Consider the following 24595-nt stretch of genomic DNA (forward strand, 5'->3'; position numbering starts at 1 on the left):
TCCTGAACACCGTACGGGCAGGACGGAGCGGCCGCTCCCGGCGTGGTGCGGGAGCGGCCGGCGGTGCGGAGGCGGTCAGCGGCGGCCATGCCCGCCCGGGCCGTCACCGTTCAAGCCGTCGGTCTCGATACGGTTGTTGACCCGCTCGACGTCCTCGATGTTGCTGTCGCGGGTGTCCTTCATCATGCGGACCTGGCTGACCGTGGCGTCGGTGATGCCGACCAGCGCGTCGCGGATGGACATCATCGTTTCCTTGGTGGTCTGCCGCTCCTTCTGCTCCTGCGGCTTGGCCTTCTCCGCGAACTCGCCTTCCGTGCCGGGCCATCGGACCGTGGGCGCCAGCTCGTCGAGGAACTCCTCGGTGATGCTCGTGGCGAGTGTGCCGATCTCCTCCAGCTGTCTCGCCAGCGCCTCGATGCGGTGCGGGTCGACGTAGTACCGCTGCCCCATGGTCAGTCCTCCCCGTCCTCGCCGAGCGCGTCCCGCCAGGCAGGGGTGGCCGCCTGGCCGTCGCGCGCCGTGTCCGCGTCGTCCTCGCGCAGCACCTCGGGACCGAAGATCCGCTCCCAGTCCAGCTCGAAGCCCTTCAGTTCCGGCACGTTGCTGCTGGGCTCGGCGAAGGGCGCCATCGCCTTCATCACGTGCCGGTTCATCTTCAGGCGGGCCGCGTCGGCCGCCTCCAGGACGCTGGCGGCCAGCTCCTGGGGGGACATGTCGCGGTACTTGTTCTCCAGGAACTCGATCCCGGACAGTTCACCCTGCGGGCCCACGGTGGCGCGGACCGCGCGGTCGGAGGAGAGCACCGCGAACGACGCCTGCCGCAGCTCGCGTTCGGTGCGCGCGACCGCTTCCTGGGCCGCCTGGAGTTCGGCCATCGCCTTCTCGAGGCGCTTCTCCAGCGGTTCCGTCACGCTCGCTCCTGCCCTTCTGCGTCGCCCTGTTCATCAACTGCCCTGCTGATCCTGCCTGGTGAGGCCCTCGGTGCGGAAGCCGGGGCCGGGTGGGACTCCTCTCCGCGCGGTGCTCACCGCCCGATGACGGCCGGGGTGCCGCCGTCCTCGGTGCCCCACACGTCCGTGTCCTCCTCCAGGTAGTCGGCGGAGCTGGTGACCCTGCGGGCCGGCTCCGTCTCCTCCTCGAGGCTCTCGCCGCCGGTGGTCGCCACCCGGGACGCCGGGGCCAGGAAGGTGTCGTTGTCCTCCTGACGGTTCCAGGGGCTGCGTCGGCGGCGGTTGCGGCGCTCGCTCTCCTCCGCCGCGTCGACCAGGACGGCACGCACCCGCTCGCCGTTGCCCTTTTCGCCGCCCGCGCCCATGCCTCCCATGCCGCCGCCCATCGGCATCCCGGGGCTGCCGGGTGTGCCGGGCGCGCCAGGGGCGCCGGCCGTGGCTGCGGGAGCCAGCGGGGCGCCCTCGCTCGCGGCGGCACCGTCGGAGAGGGGCTCGGCACCGAGTCCGCCCGAGCCGTCAGCGGCGAAGGAGTCCGCCCCGGACAGGCCGCCGCCGGAGGCCCCTGCGCCCACGCCGCCGCCGAGTCCCAGACCGGAGAGCGACACATCCCGGCTGCTGGTTCCGTCACCGCCGCCTCCCCCGTTGAGGTCGCCGAGGCTGCCGAGGTCGTCGAGTACGCCCGAATCGCCGCGACCGCCCTGCGAGTTGAGGTCGTGCAGGTTCACCGTCTCGGTGTTGCCCTGCGGGTCGGTGACGGTGGCGATGCCGGTGTCCGGGTCGATGACCTGGGTGCTGCCGTCCGGGAACGTGGTGGTCAGCTTGCCGTTGTCGAGGCCGGTGACGGAGCCGTCCGGGTTGGTCACCTTCGCGCCGTGGGTGAGGTCGGTGGTCGTGGTGGACCCGTCCGCGTCGGTGCTGGAGAGCGTCCCGGTGTCCGGGTCGAAGACGGCCTTGCTGCCGTCCGCGAAGGTGGTGGCGAAGTCGTCGCCCTGAAGGGCGGTGTTCCCGCCCGTCGGGGTCTCCAGGCCGGCCCGGTCGGTGTTGAGGTTCCCGAGGTCGCCCAGGTCGCCGATGGATTCCGTGGGCAGATCGGGGTTGAGGTCGCCCAGGTCACCGAGCCCGTTCTGGCTGTTGAGGTTGCCCAGGCTGCCCAGGTTCTCGGTGGTGGTCTTCCCGTGCGGATCGGTGGTGGTGGTCTGCCCGGTCGTCGGGTCGACCGTCTGCGTGGTGCCTTCCGGGAACGTGGTCGTCAGCTTGCCGTCGTCGCCCAGCGAGGTGACCGAGCCGTCCGGGTTGGTCGCCTCGGCACCGTTGCCCAGGTCGGTCGTGGTGGTCGAGCCGTCCGGGTGCGTGGTGGTGAGCGTCCCGCTGTCCGGGTCGAAGCTGGTACGGCTGCCGTCCGCGAAGTCGGTCGTCAGGTCGCCGCCGCTGGTCAGCTGGGTGCTGCCGCCGGTCGGGGTGTCGAGCACACCGTCGCCGCCGCCGAGGCCGCTGTTGAGGCCGTCGAGGCTGCCCAGGTCCGTCGTGGTGGTCGTACCGTCCGGGTTGGTCGTCGTGGTCTGCCCGGTCGTGGGATCGACGGTCTGCGTGGTGCCGTCCGGGAAGGTCGTCGTCAGCTTGCCGTCGTCGCCGAGTGCGGTGACCGAGCCGTCCGGGTTGGTCACCCGGGTGCCGTCGCCCAGGTTCTGCGTGGTGACGCTGCCGTCCGGGTAGGTGGTCGTGAGCGTCCCGCTGTCCGGGTCGAAGCTGGTGCTACTGCCGTCCGGGAAGTCGGTGGTGAGCTTGCCGTCGTTGAGCTGGGTGTTGCCGCCGGTCGGGGTCTTGAGGGAGCCGCCGCCGGTGTTCAGGCCGCCGAGGCTGCCGAGGTTCTCGGTGATGGCGTCGTTGGCGGAGTTGTTCGTCCCGCCCGGTCCGTTGTTCAGCGCCCCGAGGTTGCCCAGGTTCGTGGTGACGGGGGGCGGAGTGCTCGTGAGAGCCTCCTGGTCACCGCCCGGGTTGTTCACGTCGCCGAGGTCGCCCAGGCTCTCCGTGACCGTGGTCGGGTTCAGCAGCTCGTCGAGGCCGCCGAGGTTCTGCTCGGTGACGGCGTTGGGGTCGTTGATGCCGCCGAGGCTCTCCTGCATGGCCTTGGCCTGCTCCTCGGCCTCGCGCTTGGCCTCCTCCTGCTCACGCCGCTGCTCCTCGCGGAGCTCGTCCTGGTACTTCTTGTCCTCGTCGCGCTGCTGGTTCTGCTCGTTGCGCAGCTCCTCCTGGAGCTTCTTGTCCTCCTCACGCTGCTGGTTCTGCTCCTCGCGGAGCTCGTCCTGGTACTTCTTGTCCTCCTCCCGCTGCCGCTCCTGCTCCGCGCGGAGTTCCTCCTGGTACTTGCGGTCCTCCTCCCGCTGCCGCTCCTGCTCCGCGCGCAGCTCGTCCTGGTACTTGCGGTTCTCCTCGTTCTGCCGGTTGATCTCCTCCTGCGCCTCCTCGGCCTTGCGCTCCTCGTACTCCTCCGCGGCCGTGCCGGTCGACTTCGGCTTGGGCACGTTGTCGGAGAAGTCGTCGCCCAGGTCGAGGAAGTGGTTGTTCAGGTCCGACTGCACCTGGGCGGCGGGCTTGCCCAGGAACTCGTCGACGCCCTGGCTCCAGATCTTCACCGCCTTGTCGCCGACCTTCGCCCAGTTCGCGATGTCGGTGAGGTCGCCGTAGTCGGGGTGGACCTGGGAGAAGCCGCCCTGCGGGCTGTGGCTGACGGTCGTGGTGTAGCGGGAGGTGTACGACTTGATGTCCGTCTTGGCCACGTTGTTGGCGTCCACCCACTGGGCGAGCTCGTCCAGGACGTAGCGCAGCACCTGGTGCGGGTCGTAGTACGGGGACTTGGCCCAGGCCAGCCACGCCTCCAGCAGCTTGTTGGCGGAGTCCTCCAGGTACTTGCGGCCCAATGACAGGGCGCGCGAGTACACCGTGTTGCCGGTGCCCGTCTCGTCGCCGGAGCCGGGGCTTTCGTTGAAGGTCTCGACGTAACTGTCGTAGTTCTCGCGGATCTTCTTCAGCAGGCTGCGGAAGACCTCCGCCGCCTCGCCCTTCCAGCTCGCGTCGTCCCGGCCGAAGCGGTCCTCCCAGTCCTTCAGCACCACCGCGTGGTCCCGGAAGAACTTGGCGGCGAAGTCGAAGGACTCCCCTGTGGTGTTGAAGGATTTCAGGTCCACCACGTCGGCGCCGGGCACGCCCAGGTTGCTGAACCGGGCGTCCTGGGTGTTGCCGCCCAGCAGGGCGAGGAGCGCCGCCCGCGGCCCGTTCATGTACCGGGCGAGCGGGATGGTGCTCATCTTGTCCTTGTTGTAGTCCGTGAACTCGTTGCCCTCACGGACCTGCGCGTCATTGACGTTGTCCGAACCCGGACCGGCGAAGATGATCTCCTCGCCGTCCTTCACGCGGCCCTCGAAGACGATCCGGGCCTGCATGATGGACCGCTTCTTGCCGCTGTCGAAGAACCAGATGTCGTAGTCCTCGCCCTTGTTCGTCAGGAAGCCGGAGTCCTTGACGAGCAGAGAGAGGCTGCGCTCCTTGATGTCCATCCGGAAGAGCTTGCCGCCGTGTTCGGAGCGGAGCGTGTCGAAGACGGTGTTGCGGTCCGGCACCGGATAGCCGGTGATATGGGTGACCAGGGTGGCCCAGGTGTCGCTCGACGGGTCGCCAGCATTGTCGAACTTGTCGAGGTTGGCGACGGAGTTGGGATCGTAGCGATCGGCCACCGGGCGCCCTTTCTGGTCGGTTGGTCAGGACTCGTCGTCCGGGTCACCGGTGGTGCCGGCGGTGAGGGTGTCGACCTCGTCGAAGGTCTGGAGCAGCGTCTGCGCGTCGATCGCGTCGAGGTTCTTGTCCTTGGTCTTGTTCGCCTCGTCGATGGTCTCGGTGAGCGCCTCTTTCAGCTCCTTGAAGAGGTCCATCTGGTCACCGAGCAGCTTGTCGATGGCCTCGGCCGCGGTGCGGATGTCCTCGATCAGCTTCGGTCCCGAGACCAGGGGTTCGGTGACCATCCTGCCGATGCGCAGGAGTTGCTTGTCCTGGGCGAGGTTCTCCGGTGTGGTGTGGCCGTCGATGAGGTGGCCGAGCGGGCGGATGTGGGACCCGTCGCCGTCCTCGCGGTGCTTCTTCGCGGCGGTGTACACCGGCTGCACCTCGTTGTCCCGGAAGTTCTCCATCTGCTTGAGGTCGAAATGCTTGACGTCGGCCTTCTCACCGGCCATGGGACGCTCTCCTGCCGCTTGGTGCCGGACGGGGATACGGGAGCCCGGCGGACGCCCCGCACACGGGCGACGGCCGGGCCGGTGGGCCCGCGTGCCGGGTGGGCACACCGGGTCGGTCCGGAGATTCCCGCCTGCCGGCCGGCGACCGCCACATCCGTCTGCGGGATTGTTCGGGCGACGGTGCGGGGCGCGTCGCCGAACCGTCCGTGTGGGACCGGGACACGGGCGGTTCGGCGTCCTCCGGTCGCGCGCGCCGACCGCCGGGCCCGCCCCTGCGGACGGACGAGGGGAAACTCCGGTGAAGCCCTAACGGGCCCGCACGTTCCCCCAGTTGTCGGCGCTCCTGCGCTCGTCGCGGGAGTGGTTGTCGTGGATGGTCTGGATCAGCTCGCCGTTGTCGCCGAGGAGCATGGCCATGTTCTTGGTGGCCTGGTCCCACTCCGCCTGGACCTGGCGGTACGTCTCCTGGTCCGAACCCTCCCAGGAGGTGACGAGCGGCTTCAGCTCGTCCTCCAGGTTGTTGAGGGTCGTGATGATCTGCTGGGTCTGGGCCATCAACTCCTCGATGGCATTGCGGACCGCGGGATACTGCACGTCGATGATGCCGTCGGCCATGACGTCTCCTCTCGGACGGCCGGGCGTGAGCGCCCGGGAAGCTCAGGGGGTCCGGCCTCGCCCGTACGGGGGCCGGTGCTGCGGGGGTGGGTCAGCGCAGCGCTTCGAAGACGCCCTGGCTGGTCTTGCTGTTGAGGACCTCGGTCAGGTCCTGGTTCTCCTGCGCCAGACGGTTGGCGGAGGTCACGTTCTCCTGGAGCGCGTCGACCATCTTGCTGATCTGGATGACGACCTTCTGCGCCTCGGCGTTCCAGCTGCGGAAGAGCTTCAGCAGGGCCTGGCCCTCGTCGCCGCCGACGCCCGAACGCGCGGCGATCTCGGCGACGTTGTTCTGGATCTTCTCGACCTGGGTCCGGGCCGACTCCAGGGAGGAGACACCCCCCAAACCCTTGGCATAGTCCGCTTTCCTCGCGGCACTGTCCGCCATGTCGCGCTCCCTTCGTTCAGGCTTGTCCCGACGCATCGTTGCCCGCTGAGGCTAAAGAGAACTGAGCGTTCCGCGCAACGCGTGCAGGGAAGATTTGAGCATCGGTCAGCTCACCCCAGAATTCTTGCGTGGCAAGGGAGTTGTGCGGAGGTTTCGGCGATATGAACAGGCGCGCCCGACCAGCGGGACAGTGGATGTGAACCCGTCCACCGGGCGATGCGATGCGGGCAGAAAGCGGGCATGCGAAGTGCGTGAACGGGCATCGGTGCGGATCGTATCCGGCAGGGAAAGCGCTTCCGAGGGATTTCAGGGGCACGGTCCGGCGAAATTTCAGAGCTTTATTTGAGGTTCTCCGCCGCGCTCGATCCGGGGATGACTCCGCGAACTTCACACCCTCGGCGCCGAGTTTGGCTGAATTCTTCTGCTGCCCCCGACCTTTTCCTTTTCTTCGGCACGGTATGCGTTTCTTGCCGTGATCAGCGTGCCGTGTCCGCCTTGTCCTTCTCGGCGTTCGTCCCGCCGCGCTCCCGCTGTCCGGCGGCACCGCACACCGGTGCCGTGACCTTGGGCTCCGCGATGCCCGACGCGGCGGCCGGGTCGAGGTCCGCGCCGGTCGGGAGCGCCGCGAGCAGCGGGGCGGGGACCGAGCCGATGTCCCCGGTCTCGTACCCGAGGGCTGCCAGCGAATTCTTCGCGGAGACCCGGTACTTCACGCCGTTCTCCGCCACCAGATAGGTGGTCCCCGCATGCGCGGCGCCGCTGGCGTGCAGGGCCCTGACCAGGGCGCCGCGTCCGGGACGTACCACCGTGGCGTCGACCGGGACACAGGCCGGCTTCAGCGGCTCGGCGGTGCCCTGCGGCACCGCGACCGGGGCGAGCCGGGTCAGGGGGACCAGCACCGACCTGATCCGGGCGCCCCCGTCGTCGCCGTCCACCTGCGCACACAGAGCGGTGCCGCGCGGCGCGGACTGCGGGAGCGGCGGCGCGTCGGGCAGCGCCGCGGACGCGGCGGGGCCCGGGTCCGTGGCCCGGTGCTCGCGCAGCGCGTCCGCGCCGACCGTGCGCACTTCGGGCGACTGTCCCTGGTAGGCGTCCTTCTGGGTCGCCGGGTCGCCCAGCACCAGGGCGGCGCCGAGCCGGGGCAGCGGCACCAGGCCGTCCTCGCGCAGCAGGTGGTAGGTGCTGCCGCCGCCGGGCACGCTGACCTTGAACAGCTGGCCGATCCGGCTGGCTTCGCCTCCGAGTACGGGCCCCTGCGCACCGCGTCCCGGCACCGCGGGAGGCTTCAGGGCGGGGCCGGGCGCCAGTGCGTCGAGGAAGGCCGCCGAGACCGGCATCGGCCGCTCGGAGCCGTAGCCAAGTGCGTTGCGGGCGTCGGATGCGCGGTCCAGCGGCAGTCTGCTGCCCCGCCACACCAGGTACTCGGTGTCGTCCGGCCCGCGCACCAGCAGCGCGCGGTCGGCGCCGATGCCGCGGGTGTCCAGCGGCGCCCCGGCGACCACGGTGGTGGCGCCCGGCTCGTCCACGCCGGTGTTCGCCACGACGCCGGAGGTGTTGGGCAGCGCCCCGTCCGGCCCGGTGACGCACATGTGCCAGGCGCCGTCGTCGAGTTGGCCGGGCTCGGGCACGGTGTCGGGGGCGCCGGGGATCCCGGCCGGGGCGCCCACCGGGACGTCCCGCAGTGAGGCGGTGCCGACGTCCACGGTCTCCAGGTCGGAGCCGCCGATCAGCCGCGCCGAGGCGTAGTTGCGCACCGGGTGCAGTACGCCGTCGGTGCCGGTCCACAGATAGCGGGCGCCGGTGTCGCGGTTGACCACCAGGTGGTCGCCGTCGCGCCAGGCGTCGTTGCCGCCGGGGCGCAGCAGGCCGTAGACGGTGGCGCCGGCGCCGATCAGGACGGTGACCAGGACACCGAATACCACTCCGCGGGTGGTGCGCCCGAGCGGGCTCTCCGGGGCGTCCGGGTCGGCCATCAACAGGCCCGAACTGAGCCTGCCCATCATGAAACTGTGGGCGTGTACCTGGTCGCGTTTGGACTGCACGGCCTCTCCTCGACTTCGTTCTGTTGCCGGAGTGCGGTTGTGCTCAGCCGAACAGGCCGCGCAGCCAGCCGAAGAGCCCCGCCACCCACAGGCTGAGCGGCAGCAGCGCCACGGCGAAGCCGGTGTGCGCGATCTCCGCCGCCCGGCCCCAGTACGGCAGCATCCGCCGGCCGGGCACGGTCCAGGCGGCGATGACCAGTGCGGCCGCGGCGCCGAGCAGCACCGCGAAGACCACCAGGCGTCCGTCGCCGTCACTGTCCACCGCCCAGGCGCGGGCGAGCAGCAGTAGCCCCCAGACGCCGGGTGCGGCCAGGGTCAGCCGCTGCCCGATGTGCACCAGACCGCGGGAGTGCAGAAGCAGCAGCAGGCTCAGTGCGACCGCGGTCAACACCTCGGGCAGGTCGGGGTGTTGGGCGATGACGACGAGGGCGGCCGCGGCGACGGTCCCGGTGGCGGCGAAGAGCGCGGTGACCCAGCGTCCGGCCAGCTCGGTGCGCTCGGCGACCTCGTCGCCCGCGTAGGGCTCGATGCCCTCCTGGAGCTGGCTGGCGGAGGAGGGCAGGGCGGGCATGCGCATGCCGGCGAGCTTGAAGGCGAACGGTGCGACCGTCCCCGCCGCCAGCGCGACAACCGCCGCCACCAGCGACACCGCGGCCGGTGCGTCCAGGCCCGAGTACCCGATCAGGGCGCCGGTGATCGCGGTGGCCACCGAGACGACCGCGGTGGCCAGCAGGGCCGGGGCGCCGACCGCGGTGGCGGCCAGCGCGAGGACCGCGCCGCCGGCGCCCGCGGCACCCGCGGCGAGCAGCCGCGCGCCCACGACCCGTGCCGCGTCCGGGCCGGTCAGCTCGCCGCCGGGCAGCACCCAGCCCGCCAGTGCCAGGCAGGGCGCGACCAGCAGGCCGAGCGCGGTTGCGGAGAGGCGCTCACCGACGGCGCGGCTGGCGGTGCCCGCGCCCGCGAGCAGCAGCACCCCCGCCACGGCCGCGCAGGCGGCCCTGACCGAGCCTGAGCCGGTCACCCCTGGCCAGAACACCAGCACCAGGGCGGCCACCACGGTCGCCACCGTGGTGCCCACCAGCAGCCCGCGGGCCGCCTCGGGGTGCCAGGTGTGCAGCCTGCGGCCCGCGGTGTCGGCTATGCCGTCGACCAGGTCGTCGAGCCTCGCCTCGGGCAACGCCTCGGTGTGCGGACGCAGATAGAGCACGTCCCCGTCGGCGAGGGCGGCGCGCGCGAGGGTGGTCTCCTCGTCGAGCGGGGCGTCACCGAGCCGCTGCAGCACCCAGCCTGCGTGGTCGAGTCCGGCCTCCTCGGCCTCCTCGCCGACGTAGCGCAGCAGCGTCGGCAGCAGATCGGCGACCGGCACGTCGGCGGGCACGGCCAGATCGACGGAGACGCTCGGCGCACGTACGGTCAGGCGGCACAGTTCGGCCACCGCGCTGTCGGTCATCAGCTGAACTCTCGTCTTCCGTGGGGGGCTTTGACAGAAGGACTTCCTCGGGAGAGGGGCCGTGCGCAGAGCGTGTAAGGCCCGCGCGGCCCAGAACCGGGCAGTCGGACAAGGGAATTGTGTCCGTGCGCCCGGAAACCACCTCTCCCACGTGGACAGGTCGCGTTACGTGAATGCAGACTACTGCCTACGCCCGCCGGATCGTGCTGCGGACCGGACTCCTTGTCCGGTATGCAGTTGAGTGCGGGGGGAGTTGACCGTCCCCCGCTTTCAGCTCACAACATTCATCCGGCGTTCACCGCGCCGCCCGGGACCCGCAGAATGGGTGCGGTGCGGTCTTTCCCGCTACCGGGTTGGCCGGTATTCGGCGCGGGCCGGAAAGCCAGTGAAACCGGAGGTTTCGTTCCTTGAGTGTGGTGCTGTTTCGCCGGCCGGCCCGCAGGCGCGGACCCGAGATGCCCGACGGGCAATTGACCCTCCAGGAGCCGCCGGTTCTCGCTGAGACGGTGCCGGACACCTCGGCGATATGGACCTATTTGCCGATGGCGCTGATGTCGGTGTCGATGATGCTGATGTTCCTGCGCCCGGGCGGTGGCAACGGCGTCTTCATGTATCTGGCGATGGGCGTCATGGCGCTCTCCGCCGGTGCCATGCTGCTGGGGCAGCTGATGCGCCGCTCCAGCGAGCGCAAGCAGCGCCTGAAGGGCGAACGCCGCGACTACCTCCGCTATCTGGCGCAGATGCGCAAGCGGGTCCGGGGCACCATCACGGAGCAGCAGCGGGCGCTCGCCTGGCGCCACCCGGAGCCCGCCTCGCTGCGTTCGCTGGCCCGTACCTCACGGCTGTGGGAACGCCGCCCGGCCGACGAGGACTTCGGCGAGGTCCGCCTCGCGATCGGCGAACAGCAGCTCGCCCTCACCCTCAACCCGGTCTCCACCCGCCCGGTGGAGGACCTCGAACCGCTCTGCGCGCACGCCCTGCGCCGCTTCATCCGGGCCTACTCCACCATCCCCGAGCAGCCCCTCGGGCTCTACCTGCGCTCCTCGGCGCGGGTCATGCTGCGCCCCGAGGAGGCACCCGGCGAGGAGACGGCCGAGCCGGGCGCCGCGTCGTCCGGGGCGAGTGGCGAGAGCCGGGCCGAGGGCACCGATCCGGGCGGCGACGCGGTACGCGCCCTGGTGCGCGCCATGCTCGGCCAGCTCGCCGTGTTCCACGCGCCCGAGGAGCTGTGGCTCGCCGTCTGCGTCAGTGACGAGCGCCGGCCCGACTGGGAGTGGGTCAAGTGGCTGCCGCACGCGCTGCACCCGCACGAGGAGGACGGCGCCGGCCAGGTCCGCCGGATCACCGCCGACCTCACCGAGCTGGATGATCTGCTCGGCGCCGAGTTCGCCGAGCGTCCCGGCTTCGACCCGGACGCCCGCCCCGGCCGCGACGAGCCCTACACGGTCGTGGTCCTGGACGGCGTCACCGTGCCCGAGAGCCACCGCTGGGAGGGCCACGGCTACCGCAACGCCATGGTCCTGGACGTCTCCGGGGCGCTGCGCTGGCGGCCCGGCCGCAACACGCTGCGGCTGACCGTCGGACCGGACCGGGTGAACCTGGTGCGCACCGACCGCAGCCGCAAGGAGCGCTCCGTCGCGCTGGGCCGCCCGGACCGGCTCGGACCACTCGGCGCGGAGTCGCTGGCCCGGCTGCTCACCGCCCGCCGGATGAGTCTGGGCACGGACATCGCGCAGCCGCTCGACGCCGACGTCGAGCTCACCACCCTGCTCGGCATCCCTGACCTGCACCGGCACGACCCGAAGGTCCTCTTCGACCGGCACACCGGCTCCGCCCGGCTGCGGGTGCCGATCGCCGTCGGCGTGGACGGCCGTCCGGTGGACCTCGACATCAAGGAGTCCGCACAGGGCGGCATGGGCCCGCACGGCATGCTGATCGGTGCCACCGGCTCCGGCAAGAGCGAACTGCTGCGCACGCTCGTCCTCGGTCTCGCGCTGACCAACTCCTCCGAGACCCTCAACTTCGTCCTGGTCGACTTCAAGGGCGGCGCGACCTTCCTCGGCCTGGAGGAACTCCCGCACACCTCCGCCGTCATCACCAACCTCGCCGACGAAGTCGCCCTGGTGGAGCGCATGCAGGACGCCCTGCACGGCGAACTCATCCGCCGTCAGGAGCTGTTGCGCTCGGCCGGCAACTACACCTCCGCGCTGGAGTACGAGCGGGCCCGCGCCGCCGGGGCCGACCTCACCCCGCTGCCCAGCCTGTTCGTGGTCGTCGACGAGTTCAGCGAACTGCTCTCCGCACACCGGGAGTTCATGGACCTGTTCGTGATGATCGGCCGCCTCGGCCGCTCCCTCGGGGTGCATCTGCTGCTGGCCTCGCAGCGCCTGGACGAGGGCCGTATGCACCAGTTGGAGAGCCACCTGTCGTACCGCATCGGCCTGCGCACCTTCTCCGCCATGGAGAGCCGCGGTGTGCTCGGCGTGCCGGACGCCTACGAGCTCCCCGCCCAGCCCGGCAGCGGCTATCTGAAGTCCGGCGTGGAGGCCCTGACCCGGTTCCGCGCCGCCTACTCCTCCGGTACGTACCGGCGCCGCACCGGCGCGGTGGTGCAGGCCCGGGTGGCCAGCCAGGTGGTGCCGTGGACCAGCGGCTGGGTGGTGCCGCGGACGCTGGAGCCGGCGTCCGAGCCGGAGCCGGAGATCGAGGAGACCGGCGACGAGGAGACCCTGCTGGACGTCGCTCTCGACCGGCTGCGGGACGCGGGTCCCGCAGCCCATCAGGTGTGGCTGCCGCCGTTGGACGAGCCCTCCCCGCTGGACGCGCTGCTGCCCGGCATCGCCCCCGACCCCGAGCGCGGCCTCACCGCCGCCGGCTGGGCCGGGACCGGCAAACTGCGGGTTCCGGTGGGCCTGGTGGACAAGCCCTTCGACCAGCGCCGCGATCCGCTGGTCGTGGACCTCTCCGGAGCCGGCGGTCACGTCGCCATCGCGGGCGGCTCCCAGAGCGGCAAGTCGACCCTGGCCCGCACGCTGATCGCCGCCCTGGCCCTCACCCACACCCCCGCCGAGATCCAGTTCTACTGCCTGGACTTCGGCGGCGGCGGTCTCTCCCAGCTCGCCTCGCTCCCGCACGTCGGCGGGGTCGCGGCGCGGCTCAACCCGGAACGGGTGCACCGGGCCGTCGCCGAGGTGATGACGCTGCTCGCCCGCCGCGAGCAGTTCTTCGTGGACCACACCCTCGACTCCATGCAGTCCTACCGCCGTCGCCGGGCCGCCGGGGAGTTCCCCGACGAGCCGTTCGGCGACGTGTTCATGGTGGTCGACGGCTGGTCGACGGTCCGTCAGGACTACGACGAACTGGTCCCGAAGTTCAACGAACTCGCCGCCCGCGGCCTGAACTACGGCATCCACCTGCTCATCACCACCACCCGCTGGGTCGAGTTGTCCGCACAGGTCCGCGACCAGTCCGCGACCCGGCTGGAGTTGCGGATGGGCGACCCGATGGACTCCGAGATCGACACCCGCAAGGCCCGTTCGGTGCCGCGCAGCGGCGGTCGCGGCATCACCGCCGACAGCAAGATGCACTTCCTGGCCGGCCTGCCCCGCCTGGACGGCAGCGGCTCCCTCGAAGACCTCGGCGAGGGCGTCGCCCACCTGGTCGGTGAGGTCGCCAAGCACTGGTCGGGTCCGGCCGCACCGCCGGTGCGGATGCTGCCGCACCGGCTGCCGCTCGCCGAACTCCCCGCGCCGCAGCCCACCGAGGGCGGCGGCCTGCGCCTTCCGCTCGGCATCGACCAGGATGCCCTGGAACCGGTGTGGCACGACTTCAGCCGCACCCCGCACCTGATCGTGGTCGGCGACACGGAGAGCGGCAAGACCAACCTGCTGCGCCGTATCACCGAGGGCATCACCGCCCGGTACGCCCCGAGCGAGGCGAAGATCATCGCGGTGGACTACCGCCGCACCCTGGTGGATGCCATCCCGGCGGAGTACCGCATCGGGCACGTGATCTCCCTGGACAACCTGAAGGAGACCGTCGACGGGGCGGCCCGCGCGCTCAAGACCCGCGTCCCCGGCGCGGACATCGCGCCCGCACGGATGCGCCAGTGCGACTGGTGGACCGGCCCGCGGCTGTTCATCCTGGTCGACGACTACGACATGGTCTCCGGCAACTCCTTCCAGAGCCCCTTCGAGCCGCTCTTCGAGCATCTGACCCTCGGCTTCGAGATGGGTCTGCACCTGGTCGTCGCCCGCAGCGCCATGGGCGCCGGCCGCGGCCTCAGCGACGCCCTGATCCGCCGCATGGACGAGGCGAACAACCCCGCCGTCCTCCTCTCCTGCCCGCCCACCGAGGGCCGCCTCTTCGGCAACGCAAAGCCCCTCAACCTCCCGCCCGGCCGAGCCCTGCACATCGCCCGCCGCAAGTCGCGGTTGATGCAGACGGCGTTGGTGGAGGAGGGTCGGGGGCAGGAGGGCTGAGGGCATGTGAGGCACGTGGTGGGGGCCACCTGGGGTGGCCCCCACTGTCATGGGGAGCGGCTATCCCGGGCCGAGCCCACACCCACGCGGGCCGCCCGACGCCTCGGCATCCCTGGGCCGGCTGTCCTCACCATCTCCGGCCGCACGCCGTGCGCCATCCCGGACGCCGCTGATACGGACGTCACCGGCGTGGCACAGCCGAGGAACGGACCACGCATCTGCGGGTCAGCAATCCGCCGCACCGCTGCGGGGCGACCTGACGTGGACCCCAATGGAGTTGGCGCCATTCGCTCCGAGACCGCGCCCACACCTCGCGCAAGCGACCCGCCGCAGGGCGACCGCTCCTACGTCGCCTCGGCCTCCCCGAGCCTCGCCTCGGTCCCCGTCCGTTCCGGCCGTCCCGGCGGACGCCAGCCCCGGGCGCGGGCCCTGGGGAGGGTGAAGGCGGCCCAGAGGATGGCGAGTACGGCGGCGGAGCCGAGGAGGACGAACAGGGTGGCTCGGTCGGTGGCGCGGTCGGCGGTGGAGGTGTCGCGGACGGTCACGGGATCCGCGGCTCGCTCCGCGCCGGCCGGCGCGCCCGGGTCGCCGAGGATCGTGGTCACGGCGGCGTAGGCGTCCAGTTGAGGGATGTCGGCCGGGTAGGCGGTCGCGGTCAGGCGGTGGATGACGGCGTCGGGCGCGTCGTCGGGGTGGGCGGCACGGACCACCGCGGTGGCACCGGCGGCGTAGGCCGTGGCCACCGAGGCACCGGCGCCGAGGTAGTGGCCGCTGCCGCGCGGGCCCCCGGAGACCACTCCGGCGCCGGGAGCGGCCAGGTCGATGCCCGTGGTGGGCAGGGAGTTGTCGGGGCGGACTCCGCCGGGGAGCATGTCGGCGACGGAGAGGACGCCGGGTTCGCCGGCCGGCCAGTAGACGCGGGAGGGAATCTCGTCGGTGCCGCCCCGGGACGGCGGGTCCGGGGTCGCAGCGGCGACCACGACCGCGCCGGCCCGTCGCGCCGCGGCGATGGCGTCGGTCAGCGCAGTGTCACGGCGCGGCAGGGCCACCGTGACCGCGATCACCTCGGCGCGCGCTTCGGTGGCCTCGCGTACCGCCGCCGCGACCAGTTCGGGGCGCGCGGCACCGCGCGTGTCGGTGCCGCGCAGTGCCAGGACCTTCGCCCCGGGGGCGACCCCGGCGAGGCGCGGGCTGTCCCCGCCGGTGCCGGCAATGAGGCCGGCCAGGAAGGTGCCGTGCCCGACACAGTCCTCGGCGGCCGCGCCCCGGGCGGTGACCCGGCCGTCGAGACCGGCGGCGTCGGGGGCGACGCCGGTGTCGATCAGGGCTACGGTGACGCCCGCACCGGTGCTGTGCCCGCGCAGCCGGTCCAGGTCGAGGCGCTGACGCGACCAGTCCTGCTTCTTCGCCGTCTCCCGGGAGGCAGAGGTGCACGCCGCCTCCTCGGCCTCCGGATCGAGCGCGGAGGGCATGCCGGGCAGCTCCTGCCCCTTCTTCTCGTCGGCCGTCGACGGACGCGAGAGGGGTGCCGTATGAGCCGGAACGGCCGTCGGTAGCAGCAGCGCGGCGGCGAGGCCGGTACCGGACAGCAGGCGGGCGGCCCCGCGGGCGCGCGGCGTCATCGGGGAGCCGCCTTCGGGGCAACGGCCGGGACGTCCTCGGGGATGAGGATGCGCAGGTCGTCCAGGGTGGGCGCGGCCAGCGAGCCGAGCCGTCCCGCCTGCCGGGTGACCATCGCCTCGACCACCTGGCGGGCCAGCCTGGCGTTGCCGAACGAACGGTCCCGTGGCAGTGACTCGAAGTACTCCCTGAGCAGTGGGCCGGTGCCGGGCCCGCACTCGTAGCCCATGCTCGCGGCCTGACCGCGCACGATGGTGACCAGTTCCTCGGAGGAGTAGTCGGCGAAGCTGATCCGGCGCGGGAAGCGGGAGGACAGGCCCGGGTTGGAGGCGAGGAAGCGCTCCATCTCATCGGTGTAGCCGGCGACGATGACGACCACCTCGTCGCGGTGGTCCTCCATCAGCTTCAGCAGCGTGTCCACCGCCTCCTGGCCGAAGTCGGCACCACCGCCGCGCGGGGTGAGGGTGTACGCCTCGTCGATGAACAGCACGCCGCCACGCGCCCGTTCGAAAACCTCGCGGGTGAGCTGCGCGGTGTGGCCGATGTAGCGGCCGACCAGGTCGGCGCGGGCCGCCTCGATCAGCTGGCCCCGCTGCAGGATGCCGAGCTGGGTCAGGATCTCGCCGTAGAGACGGGCCACCGTGGTCTTGCCGGTACCGGGCGGGCCGGTGAAGACCAGATGGTGGCTGAGCGAGGGCACCGGCAGCCCGGCGGCGGCACGGTGGCGGGCGGTGGTGATGAGGTTGACCAGGTCCGCGACGTCACGCTTCACCTCGGCCAGGCCGATCATGTCGCCGAGGCGGGTCAACGGGTCGTCCTCCACAGCGGCGGACTCGGCGGCCGTCGCGGCGGCGGTGGAGACGTCCTCCGGCAGCAGCAGCCGCAGGTCGTGCTCGCCGACCTGCGCCTGCGAGGCGAGCCGGACCGCCTGCCGGTCCACCATCTCCTCGAACACCCCGCGCGCGGCACGGCCGTTGCCGAAGCCGGCGTCTCTCGGCATCGCCTCGAAGTGCGCGGCCAGTGCCGCCGCGGTGCCCTCGCCCAGCTCGTACTGGTGCTGGGCGCACATGTTCTCCATGATCGCGACCAGTTCGGGCACCGAGTAGTTCTCGAACTCGACGGTCCGTGAGAAACGCGACGCCAGACCCGGGTTGGAGCCGAGGAAGGACTCCATCTCACGGGAGTAGCCGGCCGCGACCACCACCACGTCGTCGCGGTGGTCCTCCATCAGCTTCAGCAGGGTGTCCACCGCCTCGCGGCCGAAGTCGGCGCCGCCGTTGCCGCTGTCCGCGGTGAGCGTGTACGCCTCGTCGATGAACAGCACGCCGCCGAGGGCGCGTTGGAAGGTCTCGGTGGTCTTGATCGCCGTACCGCCGACGACCTGCGCGACCAGGTCGGCGCGGGAGACCTCCACGAGGTGTCCGCTGCGCAGCGAACCCAGTTCGGCGAGGATCGCCCCGTAGAGACGGGCGACGGTGGTCTTACCCGTGCCGGGCGGGCCGGCGAAGATCAGGTGCCGACTCATCGGCGGGGCGGACATGCCGAGTTGCTCGCGGCGCTGGGCGAGCTGGGTCAGGTTGACCAGCGTGCCCACCTGTTGCTTGACGTTCTCCAGGCCGATCAGCGCGTTCAGGGCGCCGAGCGGGCCGTCCGCGCGGTCCGGCGCAGGTGCGTCCGCGGCGCCGGAGCCGGCCGGGTCGGTGTTCTCGGCGCTGCCGGTGCCCCAGGCATCCCGCTTGCCGTTGCCGGTGCTGTTCAGGCCGTCCACGGCGAGCCGTTCGCCGGGCACGGTCTGCACCAGGCCGCCGCCCTCGTTCTCCCGGGCGAGGCAGTTCACCAGCGAGACCGGCGCGGTCGACTCCACCCGGAAGCCGTCCTGGGCACCGCCGGAGACCTCGCAGCCGCTGAGCGAGGCGAGCGCGCCCTCGCGGAGCAGGAAGCCATGGCCCTGAGCGGCGTGCACGGTGGTGCGGTTGGCGGTCAACTCGCCGCCCGCGGCGACCACCACGCCCTCCTCGCCGGATATCTCGACGCGGAAGTCGCGGACGGTGACGTTGCCGCCGTCCTCCACGATCAGGCCACTGGTGGCGGTGTCGGAGACGCCGCCGCCGGCCAGGTAGAGGGTGCTGCCGGAGCCGACGCGCACACCCGCGCCCTTCGGCCGTACGATCTCGCAGTCCTCGGCGCGGCCCCGGGCGTCCTTGCCGGCCACGATCCCGTCGCCGGCGGGCTCCACGAGCCGGGCCCGGCGCAGCAGCGGGTTGGCGCCGCCGCGCACGGAGACCGCGGGCGCGCCGCCGATCACCTCCAGGCGGTCCAGCTCGGGCGCCGAGTCCTCCTCCAGGAGCAGCCCGGTCTGTTCGCAGTCGCGGACCGTCAGGCCGGTCAGTGCCGGGGATGCGGCCCCCGCGACGCGCACCGCGGCGCCCTGCGCGCCGTCCACCCAGCAGTCCTCGAAAGTGCCGCGGGCCCGGTCGGTGACCAGCACGCCCTGGCCGCGGGTGCGCGAGACGCGGCAGCGGCGCAGCACCGGGTCGGTGCCGGCGGCCAGCGCGATCCCGTTGCCGGATGCCCCGGTGACGCGGACGTCATCCAGCGTCGTACGGCCCGCGCTGCTCAGGTGCACGCCGGTGCTGGTGTCGTGCACCACGGTGCGGATCACCGTGAGGGAGCAGTTCTGCTCCAGTGCGAGGGAGGGCTTGTCGGTGGAGGAGATGTCGCAGTCCTCGACGGTGCCGCGGGAATCGCCGTTGGCGAGGAGGCCGTTGCCGCGGGCGTCGCGCACCGTGCAGCCGCGCATGCGGGCCTCGCCCTGCTCGGCGAGGACGAGGCCGCTGGTGCCCAGGTGCTCCAGCGTGCAGGATTCCACGGTGGTGGGCGTGGTCGAGGTGACGACGATGCCCGCGCCCTGCGGGTTGCTCACCCGGCAGTCCCGCAGCGCCAGCGAACCGGTGCCCCCGGCCAGCATCGCGGTCCAGGCGGCGCCGACGACCTCGCAGCCGTCGAGCGCGGCCTGCCCGCGCCGCACGTCCACGGCGGGCAGTTCGGCGTCGCCGCCGCGCAGGGTCAGTTCGGAGAGCATCACGGCGTCGGCGCGCAGCGCGAGCACGCTGCCCGAACGCGGCCGGATCTCGACCGTGCCCCGCCCTTCGGCGGCGGTGAGGGTGACCCTGGTGTTGATCACCAGGTTCTCCGCGTACGTCCCGGGCCGGACGCTGATGAGCGCACCGGTACGGGCGGCCGCGAGTGCCTCACCGATCGTCCGGTAGCGGTCCCGGTCCCCCGGACCGACCTTCAGTACCTGGCGCGACACGCACCAACCTCCTTGTTCCGGCGGCGTCTTCTGCGGGCGCCCCCCTCGTCGGCGGCGCGTGTCGGCGGGCCGACCGTGCCATCATGCCCCGGCTTCGGGGCGACGGATGCCGAGAGCGGTGTTCTCGGCCTGCGGGCGTCCGGTCAGACGCTCCACTTCTGGTTGTCGGTGCCGGCGCAGGTCCACAGTTGCAGCCAGGCCCCGTTGCCCCGGTTGTTGTCCTTGATGTCGACGCACTTGCCGACGACGGTGTTGACCAGGTCGTGCCGCTCGTTCAGGACGAACTTCTGGGCGGCGTTGCCGCTGCACAAGGCGATCTGGATGGGAGTGCCGTCGTTGTAGTTCGCGTTGGCCACGTCCAGGCACAGACCGTTGATGCGGACGGTGCCGTCGGAGGCGAACTGCCACCGCTGCGCGGGACCGTTGTTGCAGTCCCACACGAACAGCTTCTTGCCGTCGCCGAACTCGGCGTTCGGTACGTCGATGCAGCGGCCGGAGAGATGGCTGCGCAGCGAGACCGGGGCACTGAACGTGACGCCCGAACCGGTGTTGGCGGGCTTGTCGTCGCCGCCGGACTTGCTCCCTCCGCCGGTCTTCTCGGGGTCCTTCTCGCCCGCGTCCCCCTGGGGACTGTCCTTCCGGCCGGCGTCCTGCTTCGACGTGTCCTTGCCCGAGTTCTGCGCCGGGGCGCCCGCGGGAGCTTCCTTCACCGGCTTGTCGGGCTTGGCGGACTCCTTCTTGCCGTCGCCCGAGGCACTGGCGTCGGGCTTGGTCACCACGAAGTCGCCCGGTGCCTCCGGCGAACCGCCGCCGAGTACGGTTCCTCCCGCCGGGGCCGTCTTGTTGTCCTTGTCGTCGCCGCCGGCGAGTACCAGGAACGGCACCGACACGAGCAGCGCCCCGGCGACCGCGGCCCCGGCCAGCGCCGCCCTGCCCGGCCGCCCGACCTGGCCGGCCTCCTGCTGCGGCCGGTCGATGGCGGTCGCGGTCATGGTCCGTACGAGTGCGGGCAGCCGGCTCTTGGCCGCCGCCGCGGCACCGGGGTCGGTTTCGGCCTCGGACTCGGACCGGCTGCCGGAGTCGGCCCCGCCCTCAGGGTTGGTCCCCGCCTCGGCCCCGGTCTCGGTGGCCCTGCTCTCTACGGTCGTTTCCTCCGCCTCGGCAGCCTTGGCTTCGGCCTCGGTCCCGGCCTTCGCCTCTGCGGGCTCGGGTTGGGGCTCGGGCGCGGGCTCGGTGGCTGAGGCGGCCACGGCGATGGCGGCGGTCGCGGCCGTCTCCTCGCCGTCGGAGCCGGACTCCGACCGCGGGGAGGTGGGGGTGTGCTGGACCGGACGCGTCACGGGGTCCTCCCTGTGATGTGGGGCCAGGGTTCAGGGGAGTTGTCGGTGCGGGCTGCGGAGGGGACCGCGGTCACGGGACCGGCACGGTCCGCCGGGCCGGAGCGGGCGCCGTAGCCCTCCTCCGCCGCTGCGTCCGCCGCGGGCGCGCCCTCGGCACCCGGCCCTCGTTCGGGGCCGAGGAGACGGTCCGCCGGGACGAGCAAGGGGGCCGCGGCCCCGGCGTTGACCATCAGCAAGGTGCCCGAACCGGTCAGGGAACGGGCCAACTCCCGGGCGGGGAGCGTGTCATGCCGAAGTGCCGTGGACATGAACTCGTGCGCCGGTGAGGTGAACAACAGCACCACGGGCGCCCCGTCCCGCCCGGCGGCCGTGAGCGGCCCGCCGTCCGGTCCGCGCACCACCGTGATGTCCGCTTCGGCGAGCGCCGCGAGGGCCTCGTCCACCGAGCCGTAGCCGGTGGCGGCCCGCTGTGCCGCGGCGTCCACCGGGTCGGTGGGCTCGGGCCAGCCGAGGACTCGGGCGGAGGGCCGGTACGCCGGGTTGGCGCGGTAGCCCCCCACGCTCCCGCTCTCGTCCGACTGCCACTCCCCCAGCACCGCCCACTCGGGCGGCGGCCGCTCATCGGTCCACTCGGGGTCCACCACGCCGATCCAGTGCCCCGGCGCCCGGCGGGCGGCGGCCTGCACGGCCTCGGGTATCTCCGGGGTGTCGGTGGCTTCGACCGAGTCGGCGCCGGGTGACTCCGAAGCGGCGGTGGCACCGGAGCCGTCGGGCACCACGGGCCGGGCGTCGCGCCCGCCCTCCTGCCGCTGTCCGGGCCGCATCTCCACCTGAACTCTTGTGTCCCTACGAATACTTGAGTGTCGAACGGCATGGACGCGCGCCGACACTGATCAACTCGGGGCGCCAACAGGATGCCACACGAGGCTCGTCCGTGGCGGTTCGGGCAAGGTCCGTATCGGGCGCCCGCGCGCCCGTTTGCTGCCCGGTCGGGGGACGTTCCGGGAGCAGGGAGGCGTGGGCGGACAAAGCGACGGGAGAGTTGGGGCGGGTGGGGCGGCTGATCGCCCCCGGTACAGGCTAAGTTGGGGCACGCCATCGGTCCGGTCGGCATACGGCGCCTTCCGGCCGGACGTCCGGGCCGGGGCCGTACGGGAAGACCGCGCGCAGCTCGGAAGGGCGTCGGACCGGCCTGCGGCCGCCACCGCGGCGGGGTCTTGTGGAACTCGGCTCCCGGGACCGGGCGAACCGGTTGGTCCCGGCGCGGCACCCGACCAACACCCGCCGGGCTTCCGGGCGTTCGTCCAGCCGGCCGTCGCGCGGGCCCTGCACACCACCGACAGCTCCGCCACCGAGGAGGAGTACCGCATGTCCCCCCAGCAGCAGACCCCCGGCGCGAACGCGGAGGCGGCCGCCGCCCGCGAAGGGGAGGCCGGGTTACCGCCCACGCCCTCCGCACCGGACGAGGCGGCACCGAGCACGGCCGGAGCCCCCGAGGCGGAGTCCGGCACCACCCCGACCGGTGCGACCACCGCCACCGCGCCGCCCGCGGACGAGACCGCCGAAGCCGCTACCCCGCCCGCAGGAGCGACGGCGGCTGCAGCCGGCACGACGGAGGCGCCCGAGGAGCGCGTCGCGGTCGCCGCGGCAGTCGGGACGACGCCCCCGGGCACCAGGACCGACACCGGCGTCCGCGGCGGACGCCCCCGCAAGCCGGTCCTGGCGGGTGCCGCGATAGCCGGCGCGGTCCTCATCGCCGTACCGCTGCTGCTGGCCGGCAGCGCGAAGGACGACGGGCCCGGCGATTCCAAGGGCCCGGCCGCGGGTTCCGACACCGTCCTGAACCCGAACTCCGCCCCCGCCGCGCTTGACGACTACGTGGCCGAGAAGCCCAGTCCGTCCCCGAAGAAGGCGAAGCCGAAGCAGAGCGAGCCTGCGAAGGTCGTCGCTCCCCCGCCCGTCGCGCCCTCCCCGGAGCCGAGCAGGACCAGCGCTCCCGCGAAACCGAAGCCGAAGCCGAAGGCGAGCCCGCAGCCGAACTGGAGCACCGAGAGCGTCTTCGCGACCAGCGTCCTGGAGGTCAACCAGGCCTGGACCACCAACCGCATCCGGATGGTCATGCAGACCGATGGCAACCTCGTCGTCTACAACGAGCAGAGCAAGCCCATCTGGGCATCCATGACCTTCGGCCAGAACCACCGGGCGATCTTCCAGCCGGACGGCAACCTGGTCATCCACAACGCCGAGGACCGCCCTATCTGGGCCTCCCAGACCTGGGGCCGCGAGGGCGCCCAGCTGGTCCTGCGGGCCGACGCCAAGGTCGTCATCGTGCACAACGGCAGCGTGGTCTGGTCGACCTGACGCCCGCGCGCGACGGGCTTGGAGGGTCCGTCGCGCAGCCCGTGGCGGGGTCGGCGTGAGGGTCGGCGCGGGGGCGTTGCTGGCCGGTGTCACGATGCTCGGCGATGCCCTCGCCTCCCCCGCGTCCGCCGCACGCCACATCCCGCCGCCGCCCGTCAGCGACTTCCGCGGGGTCAACTGGGCCGACCCGCGCGACAACTACGCCGACGACGCGGTCGTGCCCTCGGGTCCGTCCACGACCGACGGCTGGAAGCAGGACTTCAAGGAGCGGATCGGCGACTGCGCCGCGCGCACCGTGCTCGACGAGTTCGGCGCGACCATGACCTCCGGCCTTGACTACAACGGCCCGGTCGACGGCTTCAGCGAGGTTCGCCCACATCCGGGCCGCGACCGACGCGGTCCGGGAACTGGGCCTGGGTTCGGTCCACTGGCCCGGCCTGCGCAACGGCGACACCTGCTCCCTCACCACCCTCCAGGGCACGGGCACCAGCCTCAGTCTGGAGCTGAACAACCCAAGGGGCCTGGACTGCATGCACTGGGCCTGGCGGAAGTAGCCGGGGTGCGCCGCCCAGGCCGGCCGTAGTCGCCTCCGTCCCCGCCCACCGTCAGTGCCCGACCAGTTGGTGGGCCAGGCGGTGGGCCTGGGTGAGGAGCGTGCCGTACGTCGCCAGGGTGTCGGGGTCGTCGGGGGCCGCGCCGAGCAGCCGTTGCCGTAGATCGTCCAAGGCGCGGTTCAGGTCCTCGACCACCTCACGGAGCTGCTGCTCGGCCTTTTGGTCCTGCCCGCCGGGGGCGAACCGGCTGCGGGTGTAGAGCCCGATGGCGCGGGAGCTGCTGTGCAGGAAGTCCGCGTACGGCCTCGCGGCGTGCGGGCCCGGTCGCCAACCCTTGCGATCGTCACCGGAGGACTCCAGCACGGCCCGGGTGACGCCCGCGGTGTGGACGGCGACGTAGTCGAGGACGGTGACCGCGTCGTCGTAGTCCTGGCCCGGCTGTGAGACGAGGCGGCTGCGGCGGCGGGGATTGACGCGCAGGCTCTCCCGGCTCCAGCCGACGGCCGCGTGTGCCTGGTCCACCAGGCACCAGAGGCGCAGCGCACGCTCGTGCAGCGAACCGGCCGCGTGGGAGCCCCACTCGTCGGCGGCCAGCCGGTCGGCCACGATTTCCAGGATCTCCTGCGCCTCGCCGGCCGCGTCCTCCAGCGCGGCACGGGTACTGCGCAGATACACCGGAGGCCGGATCAGCGCGTTGACGGCGATACCGACGAACGCGCCGAAGACCGCCTCCGCGATCCGTGCCGCCGACGAGGTGATCGTGATCGGCCCACCTGTCAGTACGAAGAGGGCACCCGTGGCCGCGTAGACGCCCTGGCTGCCCAGGCGCCGCCAGTTACCCAGCAGCACGACGGCCGGCAGCACCAGCGCCATGGCCGCCATCGGGGAGTCCAGGAGCAGGGCTACGCAGGTGGCCACCACCGTTCCCGTGGCGATGGCCGCCAGCTGCTGCAGCCCGTGCGCGATCGACCGGTACACCGTCGACTCCACCAGCACGATCGCCACCCACGGCGCGATGAACGCCATCGGCGCCTGCAGCCACCAGCCCGCCACCGCCCACGCCACACACGCCGCCGGCGCAGCCTTGGCCGCCTGCATCGCCAGATCCCGCTCACGCCCCGGCTCCGCAAACACCCGCCGAACCGCTTCCACCGCGGCCCTGACACGGGGCCGTACGCCCAGCGCCCTTCCTCGCATGCCGTGCATGCAGGCCAAG

The 24595-nt window shown here is 72.3% G+C and carries 17 protein-coding genes; 3 read left to right on the forward strand and 14 right to left on the reverse strand.

Features of this window, described 5'->3' with window-relative positions; genetic code table 11:
* Positions 1-75: 75 nt before the first annotated feature.
* From ACZ7M7_RS18070 to eccD, 8 genes are all read right to left on the reverse strand, one after another.
* Positions 76-450, reverse strand: a complete 375-nt coding sequence (locus tag ACZ7M7_RS18070; RefSeq protein ID WP_472117743.1) for a hypothetical protein — start codon at positions 448-450, stop codon at positions 76-78.
* Between the two features lie 2 nt (positions 451-452).
* Complete coding sequence (locus tag ACZ7M7_RS18075; protein WP_383601283.1) at positions 453-911, reverse strand: YbaB/EbfC family nucleoid-associated protein; 459 nt, start codon at positions 909-911, stop codon at positions 453-455.
* A 113-nt stretch (positions 912-1024) separates the two neighbouring features.
* Complete coding sequence (locus ACZ7M7_RS18080) at positions 1025-4681, reverse strand: AAWKG family protein (RefSeq protein ID WP_472117747.1); 3657 nt, start codon at positions 4679-4681, stop codon at positions 1025-1027.
* 24 nt (positions 4682-4705) lie between these two features.
* A complete protein-coding gene (locus ACZ7M7_RS18085) occupies positions 4706-5176 on the reverse strand; it encodes a type VII secretion system-associated protein (protein WP_383601278.1) in 471 nt (156 codons plus the stop codon).
* A gap of 306 nt (positions 5177-5482) precedes the next feature.
* Positions 5483-5791, reverse strand: a complete 309-nt coding sequence (locus ACZ7M7_RS18090; protein ID WP_328420337.1) for a WXG100 family type VII secretion target — start codon at positions 5789-5791, stop codon at positions 5483-5485.
* Positions 5792-5882: 91 nt separating this feature from the next.
* On the reverse strand, positions 5883-6218 hold the full coding sequence (locus ACZ7M7_RS18095; RefSeq protein ID WP_369275084.1) for a hypothetical protein: 336 nt from the start codon (positions 6216-6218) through the stop codon (positions 5883-5885).
* 476 nt (positions 6219-6694) lie between these two features.
* The gene (eccB, locus tag ACZ7M7_RS18100; protein ID WP_472117750.1) at positions 6695-8260 is read right to left on the reverse strand and encodes a type VII secretion protein EccB; all 1566 of its coding nucleotides are present in this window, start codon (positions 8258-8260) and stop codon (positions 6695-6697) included.
* 43 nt (positions 8261-8303) lie between these two features.
* Positions 8304-9710, reverse strand: coding sequence for a type VII secretion integral membrane protein EccD (gene eccD, locus ACZ7M7_RS18105; protein ID WP_472117753.1), 1407 nt, complete (start codon positions 9708-9710; stop codon positions 8304-8306).
* 455 nt (positions 9711-10165) lie between these two features.
* On the opposite strand from eccD, the gene eccCa reads away from it, so the two are divergent.
* Entirely contained in the window at positions 10166-14191 is a 4026-nt protein-coding gene (gene eccCa / locus ACZ7M7_RS18110) for a type VII secretion protein EccCa (protein ID WP_472117756.1), read from the forward strand.
* Between the two features lie 344 nt (positions 14192-14535).
* Here the strand turns inward: eccCa and ACZ7M7_RS18115 are convergent, their stop codons facing one another.
* From ACZ7M7_RS18115 to ACZ7M7_RS18130, 4 genes are all read right to left on the reverse strand, one after another.
* Entirely contained in the window at positions 14536-15813 is a 1278-nt protein-coding gene (locus ACZ7M7_RS18115; RefSeq protein WP_472117759.1) for a S8 family serine peptidase, read from the reverse strand.
* Positions 15810-19124 carry a right-handed parallel beta-helix repeat-containing protein gene (locus ACZ7M7_RS18120; protein WP_472117762.1) on the reverse strand — a complete coding sequence of 1105 codons (3315 nt, stop codon included), beginning with the start codon at positions 19122-19124 and terminating at the stop codon, positions 15810-15812. The genes ACZ7M7_RS18115 and ACZ7M7_RS18120 overlap by 4 nt, the downstream gene beginning before the upstream one ends.
* A gap of 143 nt (positions 19125-19267) precedes the next feature.
* A complete protein-coding gene (locus ACZ7M7_RS18125; RefSeq protein ID WP_472117764.1) occupies positions 19268-20464 on the reverse strand; it encodes a ricin-type beta-trefoil lectin domain protein in 1197 nt (398 codons plus the stop codon).
* On the reverse strand, positions 20461-21288 hold the full coding sequence (locus ACZ7M7_RS18130) for a type VII secretion system-associated protein (RefSeq protein ID WP_472118043.1): 828 nt from the start codon (positions 21286-21288) through the stop codon (positions 20461-20463). The genes ACZ7M7_RS18125 and ACZ7M7_RS18130 overlap by 4 nt, the downstream gene beginning before the upstream one ends.
* Before the next feature lie 544 nt (positions 21289-21832).
* On the opposite strand from ACZ7M7_RS18130, the gene ACZ7M7_RS18135 reads away from it, so the two are divergent.
* The gene (locus ACZ7M7_RS18135; RefSeq protein WP_472117766.1) at positions 21833-22825 is read left to right on the forward strand and encodes a mannose-binding protein; all 993 of its coding nucleotides are present in this window, start codon (positions 21833-21835) and stop codon (positions 22823-22825) included.
* A 198-nt stretch (positions 22826-23023) separates the two neighbouring features.
* On the opposite strand, the gene ACZ7M7_RS18140 is transcribed toward ACZ7M7_RS18135, so the two are convergent.
* Positions 23024-23146: a hypothetical protein gene (locus tag ACZ7M7_RS18140; protein ID WP_472117769.1), complete on the reverse strand. Its 123-nt coding sequence runs from the start codon at positions 23144-23146 to the stop codon at positions 23024-23026.
* A gap of 11 nt (positions 23147-23157) precedes the next feature.
* Here ACZ7M7_RS18140 and ACZ7M7_RS18145 point away from each other — a divergent pair, with 11 nt between their 5' ends.
* Positions 23158-23379: a hypothetical protein gene (locus ACZ7M7_RS18145; protein WP_472117772.1), complete on the forward strand. Its 222-nt coding sequence runs from the start codon at positions 23158-23160 to the stop codon at positions 23377-23379.
* 51 nt (positions 23380-23430) lie between these two features.
* Here the strand turns inward: ACZ7M7_RS18145 and ACZ7M7_RS18150 are convergent, their stop codons facing one another.
* Positions 23431-24585 carry an FUSC family protein gene (locus tag ACZ7M7_RS18150; RefSeq protein ID WP_472117776.1) on the reverse strand — a complete coding sequence of 385 codons (1155 nt, stop codon included), beginning with the start codon at positions 24583-24585 and terminating at the stop codon, positions 23431-23433.
* Between the last annotated feature and the right edge of the window lie 10 nt (positions 24586-24595).

The sequence above is a fragment of the Streptomyces sp. NPDC111606 genome (assembly GCF_055656945.1).

Bases quoted from the DNA above. Each gene is read 5' to 3' on its own strand.
- ACZ7M7_RS18135 (WP_472117766.1), top strand. From the start codon at position 21,833: ATGTCCCCCCAGCAGCAGACCCCCGGCGCGAACGCGGAGGCGGCCGCC.
- ACZ7M7_RS18130 (WP_472118043.1), bottom strand. From the start codon at position 21,288: ATGCGGCCCGGACAGCGGCAGGAGGGCGGGCGCGACGCCCGGCCCGTG.
- ACZ7M7_RS18115 (WP_472117759.1), bottom strand. From the start codon at position 15,813: ATGACGCCGCGCGCCCGCGGGGCCGCCCGCCTGCTGTCCGGTACCGGC.
- ACZ7M7_RS18085 (WP_383601278.1), bottom strand. From the start codon at position 5,176: ATGGCCGGTGAGAAGGCCGACGTCAAGCATTTCGACCTCAAGCAGATG.
- eccD (WP_472117753.1), bottom strand. From the start codon at position 9,710: ATGACCGACAGCGCGGTGGCCGAACTGTGCCGCCTGACCGTACGTGCG.
- eccCa (WP_472117756.1), top strand. From the start codon at position 10,166: ATGCCCGACGGGCAATTGACCCTCCAGGAGCCGCCGGTTCTCGCTGAG.
- ACZ7M7_RS18070 (WP_472117743.1), bottom strand. From the start codon at position 450: ATGGGGCAGCGGTACTACGTCGACCCGCACCGCATCGAGGCGCTGGCG.
- ACZ7M7_RS18140 (WP_472117769.1), bottom strand. From the start codon at position 23,146: ATGGTCGCGCCGAACTCGTCGAGCACGGTGCGCGCGGCGCAGTCGCCG.
- ACZ7M7_RS18150 (WP_472117776.1), bottom strand. From the start codon at position 24,585: ATGCACGGCATGCGAGGAAGGGCGCTGGGCGTACGGCCCCGTGTCAGG.
- ACZ7M7_RS18095 (WP_369275084.1), bottom strand. From the start codon at position 6,218: ATGGCGGACAGTGCCGCGAGGAAAGCGGACTATGCCAAGGGTTTGGGG.
- ACZ7M7_RS18090 (WP_328420337.1), bottom strand. From the start codon at position 5,791: ATGGCCGACGGCATCATCGACGTGCAGTATCCCGCGGTCCGCAATGCC.